The sequence below is a fragment of the Streptomyces sp. NPDC058653 genome (assembly GCF_042716895.1).
GTDB lineage: Bacteria > Actinomycetota > Actinomycetes > Streptomycetales > Streptomycetaceae > Streptomyces.
This window is the reverse complement of record NZ_JBHXRM010000022.1, coordinates 20340-37730: the sequence shown is the minus strand read 5'-3', so window position 1 is coordinate 37730 and position 17391 is coordinate 20340. Positions and strand designations below refer to the sequence as shown.

Annotated in this window: 15 protein-coding genes; 7 read left to right on the top strand and 8 right to left on the bottom strand. The window is 69.9% G+C overall.

Annotated features, from left to right (window positions below; all coding sequences use genetic code 11):
- Positions 1-53: 53 nt before the first annotated feature.
- Positions 54-1703, bottom strand: coding sequence for a protein kinase (locus tag ACFWU9_RS19865; protein ID WP_384320083.1), 1650 nt, complete (start codon positions 1701-1703; stop codon positions 54-56).
- A 382-nt stretch (positions 1704-2085) separates the two neighbouring features.
- On the opposite strand from ACFWU9_RS19865, the gene ACFWU9_RS19860 reads away from it, so the two are divergent.
- Positions 2086-3705: a protein kinase gene (locus tag ACFWU9_RS19860; RefSeq protein WP_384320080.1), complete on the top strand. Its 1620-nt coding sequence runs from the start codon at positions 2086-2088 to the stop codon at positions 3703-3705.
- 30 nt (positions 3706-3735) lie between these two features.
- Here the strand turns inward: ACFWU9_RS19860 and ACFWU9_RS19855 are convergent, their stop codons facing one another.
- From ACFWU9_RS19855 to ACFWU9_RS19845, 3 genes are all read right to left on the bottom strand, one after another.
- Entirely contained in the window at positions 3736-4785 is a 1050-nt protein-coding gene (locus ACFWU9_RS19855; protein WP_384320078.1) for a phosphotransferase, read from the bottom strand.
- Positions 4786-4830: 45 nt separating this feature from the next.
- Positions 4831-5289: a pyridoxamine 5'-phosphate oxidase family protein gene (locus tag ACFWU9_RS19850; RefSeq protein WP_384320076.1), complete on the bottom strand. Its 459-nt coding sequence runs from the start codon at positions 5287-5289 to the stop codon at positions 4831-4833.
- Between the two features lie 120 nt (positions 5290-5409).
- On the bottom strand, positions 5410-6069 hold the full coding sequence (locus ACFWU9_RS19845) for a response regulator (protein ID WP_384320074.1): 660 nt from the start codon (positions 6067-6069) through the stop codon (positions 5410-5412).
- 324 nt (positions 6070-6393) lie between these two features.
- Here ACFWU9_RS19845 and pdhA point away from each other — a divergent pair, with 324 nt between their 5' ends.
- Genes pdhA through ACFWU9_RS19830 form a run of 3 tightly spaced genes read left to right on the top strand, consistent with a single transcriptional unit; the run spans position 6394 to position 9970 of the window.
- Positions 6394-7587 carry a pyruvate dehydrogenase (acetyl-transferring) E1 component subunit alpha gene (gene pdhA / locus ACFWU9_RS19840; RefSeq protein ID WP_384320072.1) on the top strand — a complete coding sequence of 398 codons (1194 nt, stop codon included), beginning with the start codon at positions 6394-6396 and terminating at the stop codon, positions 7585-7587.
- Between the two features lie 2 nt (positions 7588-7589).
- Positions 7590-8570: an alpha-ketoacid dehydrogenase subunit beta gene (locus tag ACFWU9_RS19835; protein WP_384320070.1), complete on the top strand. Its 981-nt coding sequence runs from the start codon at positions 7590-7592 to the stop codon at positions 8568-8570.
- A 14-nt stretch (positions 8571-8584) separates the two neighbouring features.
- Positions 8585-9970 carry a dihydrolipoamide acetyltransferase family protein gene (locus ACFWU9_RS19830; RefSeq protein WP_384320068.1) on the top strand — a complete coding sequence of 462 codons (1386 nt, stop codon included), beginning with the start codon at positions 8585-8587 and terminating at the stop codon, positions 9968-9970.
- Between the two features lie 72 nt (positions 9971-10042).
- Here the strand turns inward: ACFWU9_RS19830 and ACFWU9_RS19825 are convergent, their stop codons facing one another.
- The 3 genes from ACFWU9_RS19825 to ACFWU9_RS19815 form a co-directional block, all read right to left on the bottom strand.
- The gene (locus ACFWU9_RS19825; protein WP_384320066.1) at positions 10043-10870 is read right to left on the bottom strand and encodes an RNA methyltransferase; all 828 of its coding nucleotides are present in this window, start codon (positions 10868-10870) and stop codon (positions 10043-10045) included.
- Between the two features lie 40 nt (positions 10871-10910).
- On the bottom strand, positions 10911-11741 hold the full coding sequence (locus ACFWU9_RS19820; protein WP_384320236.1) for a Bro-N domain-containing protein: 831 nt from the start codon (positions 11739-11741) through the stop codon (positions 10911-10913).
- A gap of 289 nt (positions 11742-12030) precedes the next feature.
- The gene (locus ACFWU9_RS19815; RefSeq protein ID WP_384320234.1) at positions 12031-12939 is read right to left on the bottom strand and encodes a D-alanyl-D-alanine carboxypeptidase family protein; all 909 of its coding nucleotides are present in this window, start codon (positions 12937-12939) and stop codon (positions 12031-12033) included.
- 270 nt (positions 12940-13209) lie between these two features.
- On the opposite strand from ACFWU9_RS19815, the gene ACFWU9_RS19810 reads away from it, so the two are divergent.
- Complete coding sequence (locus tag ACFWU9_RS19810) at positions 13210-13893, top strand: GntR family transcriptional regulator (protein WP_384320064.1); 684 nt, start codon at positions 13210-13212, stop codon at positions 13891-13893.
- Positions 13894-14204: 311 nt separating this feature from the next.
- A complete protein-coding gene (locus ACFWU9_RS19805) occupies positions 14205-15437 on the top strand; it encodes a nitrate/nitrite transporter (RefSeq protein ID WP_384320232.1) in 1233 nt (410 codons plus the stop codon).
- A gap of 126 nt (positions 15438-15563) precedes the next feature.
- Here ACFWU9_RS19805 and ACFWU9_RS19800 read toward each other — a convergent pair whose 3' ends face one another.
- Positions 15564-16388, bottom strand: coding sequence for a maleylpyruvate isomerase family mycothiol-dependent enzyme (locus tag ACFWU9_RS19800; RefSeq protein ID WP_384320062.1), 825 nt, complete (start codon positions 16386-16388; stop codon positions 15564-15566).
- Positions 16389-16565: 177 nt separating this feature from the next.
- Here ACFWU9_RS19800 and ACFWU9_RS19795 point away from each other — a divergent pair, with 177 nt between their 5' ends.
- Entirely contained in the window at positions 16566-17378 is an 813-nt protein-coding gene (locus tag ACFWU9_RS19795) for a carbon-nitrogen family hydrolase (protein WP_384320060.1), read from the top strand.
- Positions 17379-17391 lie beyond the last annotated feature (13 nt).

Below are 17391 nucleotides of genomic sequence, written 5' to 3'. Positions count from 1 at the left end.
GAACGCGCGGAACGCGCCGGCCGGGCCGCCGGCCGGGCCGCCGGCCGGGCCGGTTACTCCGGGTTGCCCGTGGAGATCTTGAGCTCGAACTCCTGGTCCCCGGGCAGCACCGCCGCGCCCTGCCTCGGGAACTGCTCGACCACGATGTCCTGCGCCTGCGTGGGGTCGTTGACCTCGGTCACCGTCCATGTCCACTTCGCGGACCGCAGGCACTCCTTGACGGAGAGGATGTCCTTGTACCGCAGGTCGGGCGCCTGGACCTTGGTCGGGTCGACCCCGTCCTCGTACGCGTCCGAGCACTTCTCCTTGTCGATGACGCGGTTGCGCTCCGGCGGCCGGTGGCCCTCGACCGCCGAGCCGCTGGGCTTGGCCTCGGAGCCGCCCTTGTCCTCGTCCCCGCCGGACGAGAACGCGAAGGCCAGCCCCGCGATCGCCGCGACGGCGACCACGACCGCCCCGATCACGACCGGCATGTTCCGCCTGCCGCCCCCGTTGTGGGGACCGCCGCCGGGCCCGACGTGACCGCCGTGCCCGCCCGGTCCCTGGCCCATCGGGGACGTGGGCGACATCGAGTACGAGGGCGCCGGGGTCTGGTAGCCCTGGTTGGGCTGCGGCGGGTAGCCGTACGTGGGAGGCGGCGTCTGCATCGGTCCCGGGGCCTGCGCGGCGGGCGTCGGCGGACCGTACGCCCCCGGCTGGTACGGCGTCTGCACGCCGCCCTGCGGCGGCTGCGTCCCCTGGTCGACCGGCGGGAAGACCGCCGAGCCCACACCCGCGCCGCTCACCGACGGGGCGCCCTGCACGATCACCGGCGCGCCGGTGTGGCCCTGCGGAAGCACCCGCGCGCACTCGTCGCGCATCGCGGCGGCGCTCGGAAACCGCTCGTTCGGGTTCTTCTTCAGCGCCCGTGCGACGAGCGCGTCCATCGCGGGAGTGATGGAGCGGTTGATGGAGGAGGGCGCGACCGGCTCCTCCTGCACATGCGCGTACGCGATCGCCAGCGGCGAGTCCGCCTCGAAGGGCAGCCGGCCCGTCAGCAGTTGGAAGAGCATGATGCCGACCGAGTAGAGGTCGGAACGGGCGTCGACGCCGCGTCCCAGCGCCTGTTCGGGGGAGAGGTACTGCGGTGTGCCGACGACCATGCCCGTCTGCGTCATCGACGTGACGCCCGACTGCATGGCCCGCGCGATGCCGAAGTCCATCACCTTGACGACGCCGCGCTTGGTCATCATCACGTTGCCGGGCTTGATGTCGCGGTGGACCAGGCCCATCTCGTGGCTGGTCTCCAGCGCGGCCAGAACGTCCGCCGTCACCTTCAGCGCGCGGTCGGCCGGCATCGCGCCGTACTGCTGGATGTCCGACTGGAGGACGGAGCCGAGCGGCTGCCCCTCCACGTATTCCATGACGATGTACGGCATGAGCGCGCCGTCCAGCTCGTCCTCACCCGTGTCGAAGACGGAGACGATGTTCGTGTGCGACAGTTTCGCCACAGCCTGTGCCTCGCGGCGGAAGCGCTCACGGAAGGACTGTTCGCGGCCGAGTTCGGTGTGGAGCGTCTTGATGGCGACCTGTCGGTCGAGCGCGGCGTCGTACGCGAGGTAGACGGACGCCATGCCGCCCTCGCCGAGAAGGTCACGAAGCTGGTACCGGCCGCCCGCGACCGAACCGCCCGCGTAGCGGCCCTGTGCGCCGTCGTGGCTCATGACTGTGCTTCCCCCTCGGCGCGGCGACGCGGTGATTCAGTGCTTCGCGCTGATCCGTGCTCACATGCTCCCGTATTTACGGGCCAAGTCTGCCGCAGGGCCCGGACACGTCAAGCCGGGTGCCCGTTCCGTGACCCTACGCACAACAAGAGTCTCGGAAGCGTTACAGGAAACGCATGGAATTCGCCCGTGCGCCGCAGTAGCGGGTTCGATGACCGGTCCATCTCCGATCGGCGTGCCGCGTGAAGGCTGTAGCGTGACCGGCACAGAGCAACGACCAGGATTCGTACCGGCTCCTGGTCCCACACCTTCATCCATCCCAGGCACCACCGCGACCCCGCGCCCGCGCGCGACACGCGGACAGATACGACGGCGAGGACTGATGGCACCCGAACCCGAAGCAGGCGGCGGCGGAGTGCCTGATGCTGCGGACTCATGGGGCGTCGGCGGGCTGGTCGGCGACGGCCGTTACCGGATGACGTACCGCCTCGGCCGGGGCGGTATGGCGGAGGTGTACGCGGCGGAGGACGTCCGGCTCGGCCGGACCGTGGCCGTCAAGCTGCTCCGCTCCGACCTCGCCGAGGACCCGGTCTCCAAGGCCCGCTTCACCCGCGAGGCCCAGTCGGTGGCCGGTCTCAACCACCACGCCGTGGTGGCGGTGTACGACTCCGGTGAAGATGTCGTGGGCGGCCAGACCGTTCCGTACATCGTCATGGAGCTCGTCGAGGGCAACACGATCCGAGATCTGCTGCTCAACGCGGAGGCACCGCCGCCGGAGCAGGCGCTGATCATCGTCTCCGGTGTGCTGGAGGCGCTCGCCTACTCCCACCAGCACGGCATCGTGCACCGCGACATCAAGCCGGCGAACGTGATCATCACGCACGGCGGCGCGGTCAAGGTGATGGACTTCGGCATCGCCCGTGCCCTGCACGGCGCGCAGTCGACGATGACCCAGACCGGCATGGTCATGGGCACGCCCCAGTACCTCTCCCCCGAGCAGGCGCTCGGCAAGGCGGTCGACCACCGGTCCGACCTGTACGCCACGGGCTGTCTTCTCTACGAACTCCTGTCGCTGCGCCCGCCGTTCACCGGTGAGACGCCGCTCTCGGTCGTGTACCAGCACGTCCAGGACATCCCCGTGCCGCCGTCCGAGGTCTCGGACGTGGTGCCGCCGGAGCTGGACGGGCTGGTCATGCGCTCGCTCGCGAAGGACCCGGACGACCGGTTCCAGAGCGCGGAGGAGATGCGCGGCCTCGTCCAGTACGGCATGCAGATGCTCCAGCAGCAGGGCAGCCACGTCGGCACGTGGAACACCGGGCCGGTCGACATGCACGAGGGCGGCACCCCGGCGATGGGCGTCGCCGCGACGAGCGCGCTCGGCCACCCGCCGCACGGCGACACCGCGCAGCGCCCGCTGCTGCCGCCGCAGAACCCGAACGACGGCGGTTACGACGGCGGCCACCACGGCAACGGGAGCGGCGGCCGGGGCAAGATGTGGCTCTTCGCCGTGCTCGCCGTGATCGCGATCGTGGCGGGCGCCGCGTACGCGCTGAACAGCATGAGCGGCGCGGGCACCGGGGACAAGCAGGACCAGAAGACCACGCAGAGCCCCACCAGCACGCCGAGCGAGAAGCCGACGAAGTCGGACGACGAGTCCTCGCCGTCCGAGGACGAGCCGGACACCTCGACGGGCGGCAACCAGCAGCCGGAGTACCCGACGGACAACACCCCGAGCGAGGACACGACGCCGTCCGAGGACCCCACGGACACGCCGTCCTCGCCCGAACCGGGCGACGACGAGGGCGCGACGGAGGGCGACACCGAGGGCACGTCCGAGGGGACCACGGAGGGCACGTCGGAAGGCACCTCCGAGGGCACCTCCGAAGGAACGTCGGAGGGCACCTCCGAAGGCACCTCCGAGGGGACGACGGAAGGCACCTCGGGAACGAACGAGGGCGCCACGAGCGATCCGGGCACCGTCGAGGGTGCCGTCGGCGGATAGCCGTCGCGGGAGCGGCGGCAGGGCCGCCGCTCACCCCGTGAACGCCTCGCCCACCTCCTCGTACCTCCGCGTCCACCAGACCGCCAGGGCCGACACCGCAGGGAACTGCGGGTCGGCCCTTCGGTCGTCCAGCAGATAGCGCCAGCGCAGTATCCAGAAGTCGTTGAGCCGCTCCCACCACACCCGGTGGACGGCTGCGGCCAGTTCGGCGGCGTCGGCCCCGGCCGCGAGCCGGTAGCCGCGCGCGTACGCCCGTACCTTCTCCAGGTCCAGCTCACCCGACGGGCGTACGAAGAAGATCGCCGCCGCCCGTACCGCCTCCTCGGCGCGCGGCTGGACGGAGAGCCGGTCCCAGTCGACGATCGCCGCCGGCTCGGTGCCCTGGTAGAGCAGGTTCAGCGGGTGGAAGTCGCCGTGCACCCAGCCGGTGGCGCTCTCGGCGCCCGGTGGCGGGCGGTGGTGGGCGTGGGACTCCAGGAGCCCGCGGCGCTCCCGCAGCCGGTGTTCGGCGAGGGAGTCGAAGCCGTCGCGCGGGGTGCGCCCACGGGCGAGGGCCAGCAGTTCGTCGATGAGGGCGAAGGTGTCGGCGGGGGTGGCGCTGTCGTACGCGCCGTCGTACGCGAGGCGGCACCCGGCCGGCTCCATCACCTGCTCCAGAGAGGTGTGTACGACCCCGAGGAGCGACCCGAGCCGGCCCGACGCGGCGGGTGTCAGCTGGGCGCCGGTGCGGTGCCGGCCCTCGATCCAGGGGTGCAGGGCGTAGCAGTGGCCACCGACGACGGCCACCGTGCCGCCCTCGGTGTCCCGTTCGGGCGGGGCGACGGGCACGCCGAGCGCCTGGAGCCGCCGGGTGGCGTGGTGCTGGCGGGCGATCGACTCGTGGTCGCCGTCGAGGTGGTGCTTGAGGAAGTAGGAGCCATGGGTCGTGGTGAGCCGGTAGCCGCGGTTGAGCAGGCCTTGGGCGACGGGTCGGCAGGACAGGGGTTCGCCGCCGTGTCTGTAGCGTCTGAGCAGGTCACCGAGGGGAAGGAGGCCGAAGGGCTGGTCGGCCACGGGTGGAGCGGTCGCGACATAGGGCATCGTCGCAGTCGTTGCAGATGAGCGCGGCACCCGTCAAATGATAGATCACTCAGCGTGTTGATCGTGTCGCGGTCCGCTTCCGGTGGTCCCGGCCGCCCCCGCGGTCGTTTCTCCCGCCCCGTATTCGAGCACGTGCACCGTCGTGAACTGCGGCGTCATGCTCATATAGACGGCGTCGAACGGCTCCCCGTCGACATGGTGCGGACCCCCGCCGAAGAGCGCCAGCTCGTGATCCGTCGGGGTGATCATCTTCGCGGTGCCGGTGAGCTGGACCGACCAGAGATCGCGCTCGCCGGTGTTGAAGTTGTCGGCGCCGTACGCGACCACGCTGCCGCTGCACGCGCGGTGGTAGCCCATCCCCCGGTGCATCCGCAGCACGACGCTGTCGTCCATGACGAGGTGACGGGCGGGGGCCACGAAGGGCATCGCCCGCATGCTCGTCGCCACCCGTCCGTACCGGACCCGGTTGAGCAGCTCGATGGCGCGCAGATCATCGGTGGACATGGGTTCCACTCTCAGTCACCGAACGCCCACGGAACAGGGCAGCCCGCCCCGGATACGGGGGACCTTGGTCCTTATCGGGCCTTTAGGGAACCGGGGCCGCAAAGGGCCCTTCGGCAGGTTTCAGCGCTGCTCGGCCTGGATCCGGGCCACATAGGCGGCGGCCTGAGACCGGCGCTCCATCCCCAGCTTGGAGAGCAGGCTGGAGACATAGTTCTTGATCGTCTTCTCGGCGAGATGGAGCCGCTCACCGATGGCGCGGTTGGTCAGGCCCTCGCCGATGAGATCCAGGATCTTCCGCTCCTGGTCGGTGAGGTTGGCCAGCCTCTCGTCGCCCTTGGGGGTGTTGCCCTCGCGCAGCCGCTGGAGCACCCGCGCGGTCGCGGCCGGGTCCAGCAGGGAGCGGCCCGCCGCCACGTCCCGTACGGCGGTCAGCAGCTCGTCCCCCCGGATGGCCTTGAGCACGTAGCCCGAGGCGCCGGCCATGATCGCGTCGAACAGCGCCTCGTCGTCGGAGAACGAGGTCAGCATCAGGCATTTGATGCCCTCGTCCCTGGAGCGGATCTCACGGCACACCTCGACCCCGCTGCCGTCCGGCAGCCGTACGTCGAGCACCGCGACATCGGGCCGGGTCGCCGGGATCCTCGTCAGCGCGTCCTCGGCCGTGCCCGCCTCGCCCACGACGTCGATGTCGTCCTCGGCGGCGAGCAGCTCATGGACACCCCGCCGGACGACCTCGTGGTCGTCCAGAAGAAATACGATGATTTTTCCCTTTTCAGGCACGACTTCAGTCAAACACACTTCCCTCTATCCCCGTCGTGGGCCGCCGGGATAACGTGCCGTTGTTCCGGCGGCCTGCAAGGCTGTGACCAGTGGTTGTCCCCAACTTTTTCGATTTACTTGGAAATCCAAGCAAAATCGCAGGTCAAGGGGGTTTCGCAGGAATGCGACCCACTGGGTAACGTGCCTGTGACAGGGCGCTCGCCGGGGCACCTGTCACGCCTGTCCCGGCCGGGCCGCACCCACCCCGTGCGCGCGTCCGGAAGCAGGCGAGCCGCACTGGTTCCCGGCGGATCCCGGGGACCGGACCGACGGAGGAGCACGCACGTGACCGTGGAGAGCACTGCCGCCGCGCGAAAGCCGCGACGTAGCAGCGGCACCAAGCGCGCCGGCGCCAGGACGACGCCGCAGCCGAAGGCTTCCGAGCCCCAGCTCGTACAGCTGCTGACGCCCGAGGGCGAGCGCGTGAAGAACGACGAGTACGACGGCTACGTAGCCGACATCACCCCCGACTCCCTGCGCGGTCTCTACCGCGACATGGTCCTCACCCGCCGTTTCGACGCCGAGGCCACATCCCTCCAGCGCCAGGGCGAGCTGGGCCTGTGGGCGTCGCTGCTCGGCCAGGAGGCCGCCCAGATCGGCTCGGGACGCGCGCTGCGCGACGACGACTACGTCTTCCCGACCTACCGGGAGCACGGCGTCGCCTGGTGCCGGGGCGTCGACCCGACCAATCTGCTGGGGATGTTCCGCGGTGTGAACCACGGCGGCTGGGACCCGAAGACCAACAACTTCCATCTGTACACGATCGTCATCGGCTCGCAGACGCTGCACGCCACCGGCTACGCGATGGGCGTCGCCAAGGACGGGGCGGACTCCGCCGTCATCGCCTACTTCGGCGACGGCGCGTCCAGCCAGGGCGACGTGGCCGAGTCGTTCACCTTCTCGGCCGTCTACAACGCGCCCGTGGTCTTCTTCTGCCAGAACAACCAGTGGGCCATCTCGGAGCCGACCGAGAAGCAGATGCGGGTGCCGCTCTACCAGCGCGCACAGGGCTTCGGCTTCCCGGGCGTCCGGGTCGACGGCAACGACGTACTGGCCTGTCTGGCCGTGACGCGCGCCGCGCTGGAGCGCGCCCGCAGCGGTGAGGGCCCGATGCTCGTCGAGGCCTTCACCTACCGCATGGGCGCGCACACCACGTCCGACGACCCGACGAAGTACCGGCGGGACGAGGAGCGCGAGGCGTGGGAGGCGAAGGACCCCATCCTGCGGCTGCGCGCGTATCTGGAGAAGGAGTCGGCCGCCGACGAGGCGTTCTTCGCCGCTCTGGAGGAGGAGAGCGAGGCGCTCGGCAGGCGGGTGCGTGAGGCGGTGCGGGCCATGCCCGACCCGGACCACATGGCGATCTTCGAGCATGTCTACGCGGACGGGCACGCGCTCGTCGACGAGGAGCGGGCGCAGTTCGCGGCGTACGAGGCGTCCTTCGACGACGCCGGCGCCGGTTCTGCCGAGGAGGGCAAGTAGCCATGACCGTACAGAAACTCCCCCTCGCCAAGGCGATCAACGAGTCGCTGCGGGTCGCGCTGGAGACCGACCCCAAGGTCCTGATCATGGGCGAGGACGTCGGCAAGCTCGGCGGCGTCTTCCGGGTCACCGACGGTCTCCAGAAGGACTTCGGCGAGGACCGGGTCATCGACACCCCGCTCGCCGAGTCGGGCATCGTCGGTACGGCGATCGGCCTCGCGCTGCGCGGCTACCGGCCGGTCGTGGAGATCCAGTTCGACGGCTTCGTCTTCCCCGCGTACGACCAGATCGTCACGCAGCTCGCGAAGATGCACGCCCGCGCGCTCGGCAAGATCAAGATGCCGGTCGTCATCCGGATTCCGTACGGCGGTGGCATCGGCGCCGTCGAGCACCACTCGGAGTCGCCCGAGGCCCTGTTCGCGCATGTGGCGGGGCTGAAGATCGTTTCCCCCTCGACGTCCGCGGACGGCTACTGGATGATGCAGCAGGCCATCCAGAGCGACGACCCGGTCATCTTCTTCGAGCCCAAGCGCCGCTACTGGGACAAGGGCGAGATCGACACCGAGGCCATCCCCGGCCCGCTCCACAAGGCCCGGGTCACCCGGGAGGGCACGGATCTGACGCTCGCGGCGTACGGTCCGATGGTCAAGGTCTGTCTGGAGGTGGCGACGGCCGCGGCGGAGGAGGGCAGGTCGGTGGAGGTCCTCGATCTCCGCTCGATGTCCCCGATCGACTTCGACACGATCCAGACGTCGGTGGAGAAGACCCGCCGGCTGGTCGTGGTCCACGAGGCTCCCGTGTTCTACGGCTCCGGCGCGGAGATCGCCGCCCGCATCACGGAGCGCTCCTTCTACCACCTGGAGGCTCCGGTGCTGCGGGTGGGCGGATTCCACTCCCCGTATCCGCCGGCGCGCCTGGAGGAGGAGTACCTGCCGGGTCTGGACCGGGTGCTCGACGCCGTCGACCGCTCGCTCGCGTACTGAGGAGTGCCGTGACCATGACTGCTGACACTTCTGCCCGCTACCGGGAGTTCAAGATGCCCGACGTGGGCGAGGGACTCACCGAGGCCGAGATCCTCAAGTGGTACGTACAGCCGGGCGACACCGTCGTCGACGGCCAGGTGGTGTGCGAGGTGGAGACGGCGAAGGCGGCCGTCGAACTGCCCATCCCCTACGACGGGGTGGTGCACGCGCTGCGCTTCGACGAAGGCACGACCGTCGACGTCGGGGCGTCGATCATCACGGTGGACGTGGCGCCGGGGAGCGACGAGGGAACGGCCCCGGCCGCCGCCCCGGCTCCCGCTCCCGCGGCCGAACCGGCCGCCGGGCCGAAGGGGCGCCAGCCGGTCCTCGTGGGCTACGGCGTCTCGGAGGCGTCCACGAAGCGGCGTCCGCGCCGGGGCGCCGGGGCGGTGCCCGAGCAGGCCGCCGCGGCCGCGGCGATCCAGGCGGAGATGAACGGCGTGGCGTCCGCGCCGGTCGCCGGGACACTGTCCCGCCCGCTGGCGAAGCCGCCGGTGCGCAAGCTCGCCAAGGACCTGGGGGTGGACCTGACGACGGTCACGCCGACCGGACCGGACGGGATCATCACCCGCGAGGACGTCCACGCGGCGACGGCTCCGGCGCCCGAGGCCGAGGCGCCGGCCCCGGTGACCGACGCGCCTGCCGCGCCGGTGACAGCCAGCCGGGAGACCCGTATCCCCGTCAAGGGCGTACGGAAGGCGACGGCGGCGGCGATGGTGGGCAGCGCGTTCACCGCGCCGCACGTCACGGAGTTCGTGACGGTCGACGTGACGCGCACGATGAAGCTGGTGGAGGAGCTCAAGTCCGACAAGGACATGGCGGGTGTACGGGTCAACCCGCTGCTGCTCGTCGCCAAGGCGCTGCTGGTGGCGGTCAAGCGCCACCCCGAGGTCAACGCGGCCTGGGACGAGGCGGCCCAGGAGATCGTGGTCAAGCACTACGTGAACCTCGGCATCGCGGCGGCGACCCCCCGCGGCCTGCTGGTCCCGAACATCAAGGACGCGCACGACCTGACCCTGCCGCAACTCGCCCGGTCCCTGGGCGAACTGGTGTCCACGGCCCGCGAGGGCAAGACGACCCCGGCGGCCATGCAGGGTGGCACGGTGACCATCACGAACGTCGGCGTCTTCGGCGTCGACACGGGCACCCCGATCCTCAACCCGGGCGAGTCGGCGATCCTGGCGGTGGGCGCGATCAAGCTCCAGCCCTGGGTCCACAAGGGCAAGGTCAAACCCCGCCAAGTCACCACCCTGGCGCTCTCGTTCGACCACCGCCTGGTCGACGGCGAACTGGGCTCCAAGGTCCTCGCGGACACGGCGGCGATCCTGGAACAGCCGAAGAGACTGATCACCTGGGGCTGACCCCGACCGCCGACGGAACACCACGACGGAAGGGCCGCGACTCCACCGGGGTCGCGGCCCTTCGGTCGTGCGTCAGCCGCGTGCCGCGAGGCGGCGTTGGCGGGCTGTCTCGTAGAGGATCACCGACGCCGCGTTCGAGGCGTTCAGGGAGCTGGCCGAGCCTGACATCGGGATGTTCAGTACGTGGTCGCACAACTCGCGCCAGCTTGTGCTCAGGCCCGATGTCTCGTTGCCGATCAGCAGCAACACCGGCTGGGTGAGATCGAATCGGTCGGCGTCGGCCTCGCCGTGTTCGTCCGTGCCGATCACGGCTACCGGGCGTCCCTCCGCGCTTTCCTTCGACAGCCACTCCGCGACCTCGTGGTGCGAGGGGCTCCGGACGACCGGGAGCGCGAACAGGGAGCCTGTGGTGGCGCGTACGGACTTCGGGTCGTAGACGTCCGCCGCGTGGCCGGTGACGATCAGGCCGTCCGCGCCGAAGGCGTCGGCCGAGCGGATGATGCTGCCGATGTTTCCCGGCTGGGTGGGGCGGTCGAACAGGACGCCCAGGAAGGCGTCATGGACGCGGATGCGGCTCAGCTCGTCCGGCCGCATCTCGACCACGGCGAGCACCTCGGGCGGACCGTCCGCGCGTTCGCCCAGTTCGGCGAGGAGTTCGGGGGCCATCGCGACCCGGTCGGTGCTGATGCCGCGCAGCAGCTCCTCCGCCCACCGCGAGAGCGGCCGGCTCGCGTCGTACAGCAGGGCGCGGATGGTCCAGCCGTGCTCCACGGCCATCGTGATGGGGCGTACGCCCTGGACGAGGAACTCGTTCTGGCGCTTGCGCTTGTTGCGGTTGGCGAGCAGCGCGTGCCACTGCTGGAAGCGGGCGTTGCGGGTTGTGATCCGCTGACCGGCCACCCGTCCTCCTCGATGTCGGTCGACGTCTGACCGAGGAAGGTTACAGGGGGCGCGCCGGGCTCAGTCCGTAGACGGGGACGCCGTCGACGGTGCTGCCCCGGGCATGGATGCAGGCGTGCTTACGCATGAACCGCAGGCACTCGTTGACGCGGTGCTCGGTGAGGCCCGTGCGGGTGGCGATGGACTCCAGGGACTGCCGCAGCTCGCCGTCGGCGGCGAGGGCGGGCGCGATGGTGACGGCGACGGCCCACACGTCCTCGGTCACCGACATCCGCGACTTCCAGTCGGCGAGGACGGCGTCGGGGGACGTGGCGCGCGGGGGCGGCGTGGCCGGGCGGTCGGGGATGAGGGTGTCGAGCCGGTCGGCGATCCGTTCCATGGCGCGGGCGGTGGCTTGATGGGCGGTGAGCATTTCCCGTCGGGTTTCGAGCGTTTCGCGTTGTACGGCTGCGAATTGCTCGTCGAGCCGTATGTTCCGCTCCTCCAGCCGGACGATGGCATCGGCGACCTGTGGGGGGAGGGTGTAGGCGACGGGGGCGGGGGCCAACGGCTGCGCCTGGGCTTGGGGGAGGGTGTAGGAGCCGGTGCGCTGAACCGTAACGACCATCTCCGTGATCCACTTTCTGAACGGCTGAGTCTCCGGTTTCGATGTCGCGGAGAGCAGCATGATGAGACCGTTCAGGTTCACCATGTTCATCGATCGCTTGAAGCCATGACCTGCGGGAACAGGTGACTCGTAACGTGTCGTTAGGCTTCCGAGATGGGTTCGGAAGGCTTCCGGGACATGGTCCATCAGAGTCTTTCGCGGATTGGTGTACCCCAGTTCACCGAGTACATCCGCCGCCGGGAACCAGTGACTTCCGTCCGGCATCGTAAGTCTCCGGATTCGGGCCCCCGTCGCTCCGAAGACGAAGTCACTGATGTCGATCGCCTCGTACCGCGTGGCCACGGCCGACGTCTGGCTGTTCTCTGTCATTTCGAACCACCTCCAAGGTGGAACGTAATAGCGAACAAACCCGAACTATGAGGAGAGAGCCGGATATTCACCACTGGGGGTGAGGAGTGACCGTTTCTGCGGCCGCCAGCCTCCAGCTACCGGCAACAACAAGGGCGCGGCCACCCCGTGGTGGCCGCGCCCCTTACCGCATCCCGCAGGGGGGTCAGTCGCGCTGTGCGCCCGCCGGGAGTTGGCGGAGCTTCATCGTCTTCGCGGTCGACGCGCCCAGGTAGTAGTCGAGCAGCTTCGCCGCGTCCGTGTAGCGGTTCGCGCCGTTCAGGATGACGCCCACGTGCGTCTTGCCGTTACGGGTGGCGGCGAAGATCAGGCAGGGGCCCGCGGCCGTGCCCGTGCCGGTCTTGATGCCGATCGCGCCCGAGTACGAGCCGAGGAGCTGGTTCGTGTTGTACCAGGTGTACGTGCGGGTGCCGCCCGAGCTTGTCGGTGTCGTGGTCTTGTAGCTCGTGGCCTTGACGACTCCGCGCAGGGTGGAGTTCTTCATCGCGTACTGGGCGATCGTCGCCAGATCACGCGGGGTCGTGTAGTTGTTGCCCGCCGCCGAGATGCCGTCGAACGAGTCGAACTTGGTGTTCTTCAGGCCCAGGTCCTTGGCCTTCGTGTTCATCTTCCCGATGAACGACTTCGTGCGCGCCGCCACCGTCGAGCCGGTGCCGATCGCGTCCGCCAGGGCGTACGCCGCGTCGCAGCCGGACGGGAGCATCAGGCCGTAGAGGAGCTGGCGGATCGTCACCTTGTCGCCGGTGCGCAGGTCCGCGGTGCTCGCGCCCTCCCGGACGACGTAGTCGCGGTAGGTCTGCTTGATGGTGACCTTGCGGTTGAGGTCGATGCCCTTGGTGTTGAGCACGACGGCCGCGGTCATGATCTTCGTGGTGCTGGCCATCTGGCGGCGCGTGTCGGCGGCCTTGCCGTACTTCTTAGCGCCAGTGGCGTTGTCCAGCAGGTAGGCGCCCTTGGCCGAGAGGGTCGGCAGGGCCGCGGCAGCTGCCTTGGCGGCGGGCGCGGACTCGGCGGCCTGGGTCGCCGGGGCGACCAGGGCCGTGCCCGTCAGCATGGCGCCGGCGGTGAGGGCTACCACGGTGGACCTACGTACGTTTCTCCGCACGCCGGGGAAGCTGGTTATCAAAGGAACGCTCCGATGTCGCGACTGCGCTGTCTGAGGTGAAGCCTGCTCAAGTCAATACGACTCACACCCTAAAAGGGGCGGTCCACTGAAAAGACATATGAGTGATCCGAAGGGATGTACGGCACGCCAGGGAAATCCGGCCGTTCCGCGATACGGACGGGATCACTCTCGCATCCCTGTTGTATCTAAGCTGTGCGCATGCCATCCGCGCCTGCCGCCACCTCCCCCGTGTCCGCCGTCCCCGTGAAACAGCCGCCCGCAGCCGACCGTGTGTACAGCCACATCAAGCAGGGCGTTCTCGACCGGCACTACCAGGGTGGAACCCTCCTTACGGAGGGCGAACTCGCCGAGGCCGTAGGGGTGTCCCGTACACCCGTGCGTGAAGCGCTGCTCAAGCTGGAGGTCGAGGGGCTGATCAAGCTCTATCCCAAGAAGGGCGCCCTCGTCCTCGCCGTCTCCGCGCAGGAGATCGCCGATGTCGTCGAGACCCGTCTGCTGGTGGAGGAGTTCACTGCCCGCAAGGCGGTCCCCGCGTCCGCGCGGCTCGTCGCTCGCCTGGAGGAACTCCTCGAAGAGCAGCGCCGCCACGCCGCCGAGGGCGACCTGGCGGCCGTGGCGGTCACCGACCGGTGCTTCCACGCCGAGATCGTGCGCAACGCCGGCAACGAGATCCTGTCGAAGCTCTACGACCAGCTCAGGGACCGGCAGTTGAGGATGGGCGTCGCCGTCATGGAGGCGCACCCCGACCGCGTGGAGACCAGCATCGTCGAGCACGCCGAGCTGCTGGAAGCGATCCGGGCCGGTGACGCCGAGGCCGCCGCGCGGTGCGTGCGCGCCCACGTCAGCCGCGTCAAGGTGCTCATACGGGGTGAGGACCGGTGAGCTCGTCCTCCTCCGGAGCGTCGGGGCCGTCGGGAGATTCGGGACCCTGGGGAGATTCGGAGCCGTCGGGAGGCGACCCGGGCGCGGCCTCGGAGCCGTCAGAAGGCGACCCCGGCGCGGCCTCCGGGCCCTCAGGGCCCTCCGGTTCGTCGGCGCCGTCCGGGGCCTCGGGCCCCTCCGGTCCGTCGGCGCCGTCCCGGGCCTCGGGTTCCTCGGGTTCCTCGGGATCGTCCGGTTCCTCCGGCCGCCGCCCCTCTCCCGCCCTCCCCGGTGACCCGCCCGGCGGCCGACGCGCCCTCGCCGTCTGGAGCATCGGCGTCGCCGTCTACTTCGTCGCCGTCATCTTCCGTACGAGCCTCGGCGTCGCCGGGCTCGACGCCGCCGACCGCTTCCACGTCAACGCCTCCGCCCTCTCCACCTTCTCGATCCTCCAACTCCTCGTCTACGCGGGGATGCAGATCCCCGTCGGTCTGATGGTCGACCGGCTCGGCACCCGCAGAGTCCTCACCCTCGGCGTGACCCTCTTCACCCTCGGCCAGCTCAGCTTCGCCCTCGCCCCCACCTACGGCATGGCCCTCGCCGCCCGCGCCCTGCTCGGCTGCGGCGACGCGATGACCTTCATCGCCGTACTGCGCCTGGGCGCCCACTGGTTCCCCGCCCGCCAGGGCCCGTTGATCGCGCAGTTCACGGGGCTCTTCGGGATGGCCGGCAATCTGGTGTCGACCCTCCTCATCGCCCGGCTGCTGAGCGGCCTCGGCTGGACGACGACGTTCGTCGGCAGCTCGATGGCCGGTGTCGTCGTCCTCGTACTCCTGCTGTGCTTCCTGAAGGACCACCCCGAGGGTCATGAACCGCCGCCCTCCGAGCACGCGGGCGCGACCTACGTACGGAAGCAGATCGCCGAGTCGTGGCGGGAGCCCGGCACCAGGCTGGGGCTCTGGGTGCACTTCACCACCCAGTTCCCCGCCATGGTCTTCCTGCTGCTGTGGGGCCTGCCGTTCCTCGTCGAGGCCCAGGGGCTGTCCCGGGCCGCGGCGGGCGATCTGCTCACCCTCGTCGTCCTCGTCAACATGGTGATCGGGCTCGTCTACGGGCAGATCATCGCCCGCCACCACGCCGCGAGAGCCCCGCTCGCCCTCGGCACGGTCGGTGTGACCGCGCTCGTGTGGGCGTCCACCCTCGCCTACCCGGGCGACCACGCGCCGATGTGGCTGCTGATCACCCTCTGCGTCGTCCTCGGCTCCTGCGGACCCGCCTCGATGATCGGCTTCGACTTCGCCCGGCCCGCGAACCCGCCGGCCCGTCAGGGCACCGCGTCCGGCATCGTCAACATGGGCGGTTTCATGGCCTCGATGACGACGCTGCTCGCGATCGGCGTGCTGCTGGACGCGACCGACGGCGACTACCGCGTGGCGTTCTCGTCCGTCTTCGTCCTCGAAGCGCTCGGGATCGTCCAGATCCTGCGGCTGCGGGCGCGTACGGCACGACGGGAGAGGGAGCGGCTGGTGGCGAGCCGGGTGGAGGCGGTGCACGTGCCCGCCTGAGCGCGTACGCACCCGCCTACGTAAGCCTGCCTACGTAAGCCCGCCTACGTAAGAAGGCACGGACACAGAAGGCACGGACACAGAACGCACGGACACAGAACGCACGGACACAGAAGGCGCGCGGCGCTACTGCGTGACCGCGAACTCCCGCAGGATCGCCGCCGCCAGCTCCGCGTCCCCGTCCGTCTTGATCCGGTCCGGCACCGCCGCGGCCCGCACCCGCCCGCACGCCAGCCGGAAGTACGTCTCCCAGTCCATCACCAGCGTCACCGCGGGGCCGAGCGAAGGAGAGCCGTCGATCGTGCCGCGGCCGTCCGCGTCGACCCGGACCGTCCGCAGGAACTCGACGGGTCCGTGCACGTCGAGGACGACCGCCGTGTTCGGCGGGGCGCCCGCGCTCTTCGCGACGACCTTCGGAAGGGCTTCGAGGAGCACGTCGCGGGTGACCAGCGCCCCGCCGGAGTCGAGGTTGCCGGGCTTGCTCAGGGTCGTACGCAGATCCTGCTCGTGCACCCAGATGTCGAACGCGCGGGCCCGCATGGCCTGTTCGAGCGTCTGCTCGGTGCCGAGGGGGGCGCGGACCATGGTGTGGGGTTCGCGGTTCTCGTTCCGCAACTGACGGTTGCGGCGGATGATCGTGTATTCGAGCTCGGAGGTCATCTCCGGAGCGGTGTGGTGGCGGCGTACGTCCACCTGCATCTCCATGTAGCGGGAGATCTCGCTCTGCACGTGGTACAGGTCGCGCGGCAGGGTGTGGATCGGGCGCGGGTCCCCGAGCATCTCGCACTCAAGACCGATGACGTGCGAGACGATGTCCCGCACCGACCAGCCGGGGCACGGCGTGCGCCGGTTCCACTCACCCTCGACGAGTGGCTGCACCAGCTCGGCTATGGCTTCAATGGAGTGGGACCAGGCGTCGGCGTAGGTTTGAAGGCTGGGATGGACGGTCACGGGACCCCTCGACGGTTCTGCGGTTAGCGGGCTGGGCTGCTGGCTGCGGGCGGCGGGCTGTGGGCTGCGTGGGAGGTTCGAAGGCCTAAGTTACGCTGCCCGTTGGCACCCCGGCAGTGCTTTCGTGTGACGATCGTAGGCCCGTGTAGAAGGCTCGAATGCCAGGACGGTGGTAGTGTGCGCGCCTCTCTCATCCAGATCGCAGTAGACCCGGACGAATCAGTCAATTCCCGTAGGCAACGCGCGGCCTCCTTGGTAAGGCAGCAGCGCGGCGCCGACCTCGTGGTCCTGCCCGAGCTCTGGCCGGTGGGTGCTTTCGCCTACGAGTCGTTCGCCGCCGAGGCCGAGACGCTGGACGGTCCGACGTTCCAGGAGATGTCGAAGGCCGCGAGCGACGCGGGTGTCTGGCTGCACGCCGGGTCCATCGTGGAACGCGCCCCCGAGGCCGTCCTGGACGGTGCGGCCGACCTCTACAACACCGCGCTCGTCATCGCGCCGGACGGCTCGCTCGTACGCTCGTACCGCAAGATCCACCGCTTCGGCTTCGACAAGGGCGAGGCGACCCTGATGGGCGCGGGCGACGAGCTGGTGACCGTCGCCCTGCCGGACGCGGTGATGGGCCTCGCGACCTGTTACGACCTGCGGTTCCCCGAGCTGTTCCGGGGGCTGCTGGACGAGGGCGCGCAGCTTTTCGTGGTCCCGGCGGGCTGGCCGGCCCGCCGCCGCGCGCACTGGACGCTGCTCGCGCAGGCGCGCGCGGTGGAGAACCAGGCGTACGTCCTCGCCTGCTCGACGGCCGGCACGCACGCCGGGGTGGAGCAGTCCGGACACAGCATCGTGGTCGACCCGTGGGGCGAGGTGCTGGCGGAGGCGGGGACCGGCGAGGAGGTCCTGACCGTCGAGTTCGACCCGGCGAAGGTCGCGACGACGCGTGAGCGGTTTCCGGTGCTGAAGGACCGTCTGCTGGGCGTGACGGCACCCGGCCGCTGAGTCCGCCGCCCGA

What these genes read in the sequence shown, in the direction of transcription:
- ACFWU9_RS19810 (WP_384320064.1), top strand. Translation starts at nt 13,210, where the DNA reads ATGCCATCCGCGCCTGCCGCCACCTCCCCCGTGTCCGCCGTCCCCGTG.
- ACFWU9_RS19865 (WP_384320083.1), bottom strand. Translation starts at nt 1,703, where the DNA reads ATGAGCCACGACGGCGCACAGGGCCGCTACGCGGGCGGTTCGGTCGCG.
- ACFWU9_RS19820 (WP_384320236.1), bottom strand. Translation starts at nt 11,741, where the DNA reads ATGCCGGACGGAAGTCACTGGTTCCCGGCGGCGGATGTACTCGGTGAA.
- ACFWU9_RS19815 (WP_384320234.1), bottom strand. Translation starts at nt 12,939, where the DNA reads ATGCTGACGGGCACGGCCCTGGTCGCCCCGGCGACCCAGGCCGCCGAG.
- ACFWU9_RS19860 (WP_384320080.1), top strand. Translation starts at nt 2,086, where the DNA reads ATGGCACCCGAACCCGAAGCAGGCGGCGGCGGAGTGCCTGATGCTGCG.
- ACFWU9_RS19850 (WP_384320076.1), bottom strand. Translation starts at nt 5,289, where the DNA reads ATGTCCACCGATGATCTGCGCGCCATCGAGCTGCTCAACCGGGTCCGG.
- ACFWU9_RS19835 (WP_384320070.1), top strand. Translation starts at nt 7,590, where the DNA reads ATGACCGTACAGAAACTCCCCCTCGCCAAGGCGATCAACGAGTCGCTG.
- ACFWU9_RS19830 (WP_384320068.1), top strand. Translation starts at nt 8,585, where the DNA reads ATGACTGCTGACACTTCTGCCCGCTACCGGGAGTTCAAGATGCCCGAC.
- ACFWU9_RS19855 (WP_384320078.1), bottom strand. Translation starts at nt 4,785, where the DNA reads ATGCCCTATGTCGCGACCGCTCCACCCGTGGCCGACCAGCCCTTCGGC.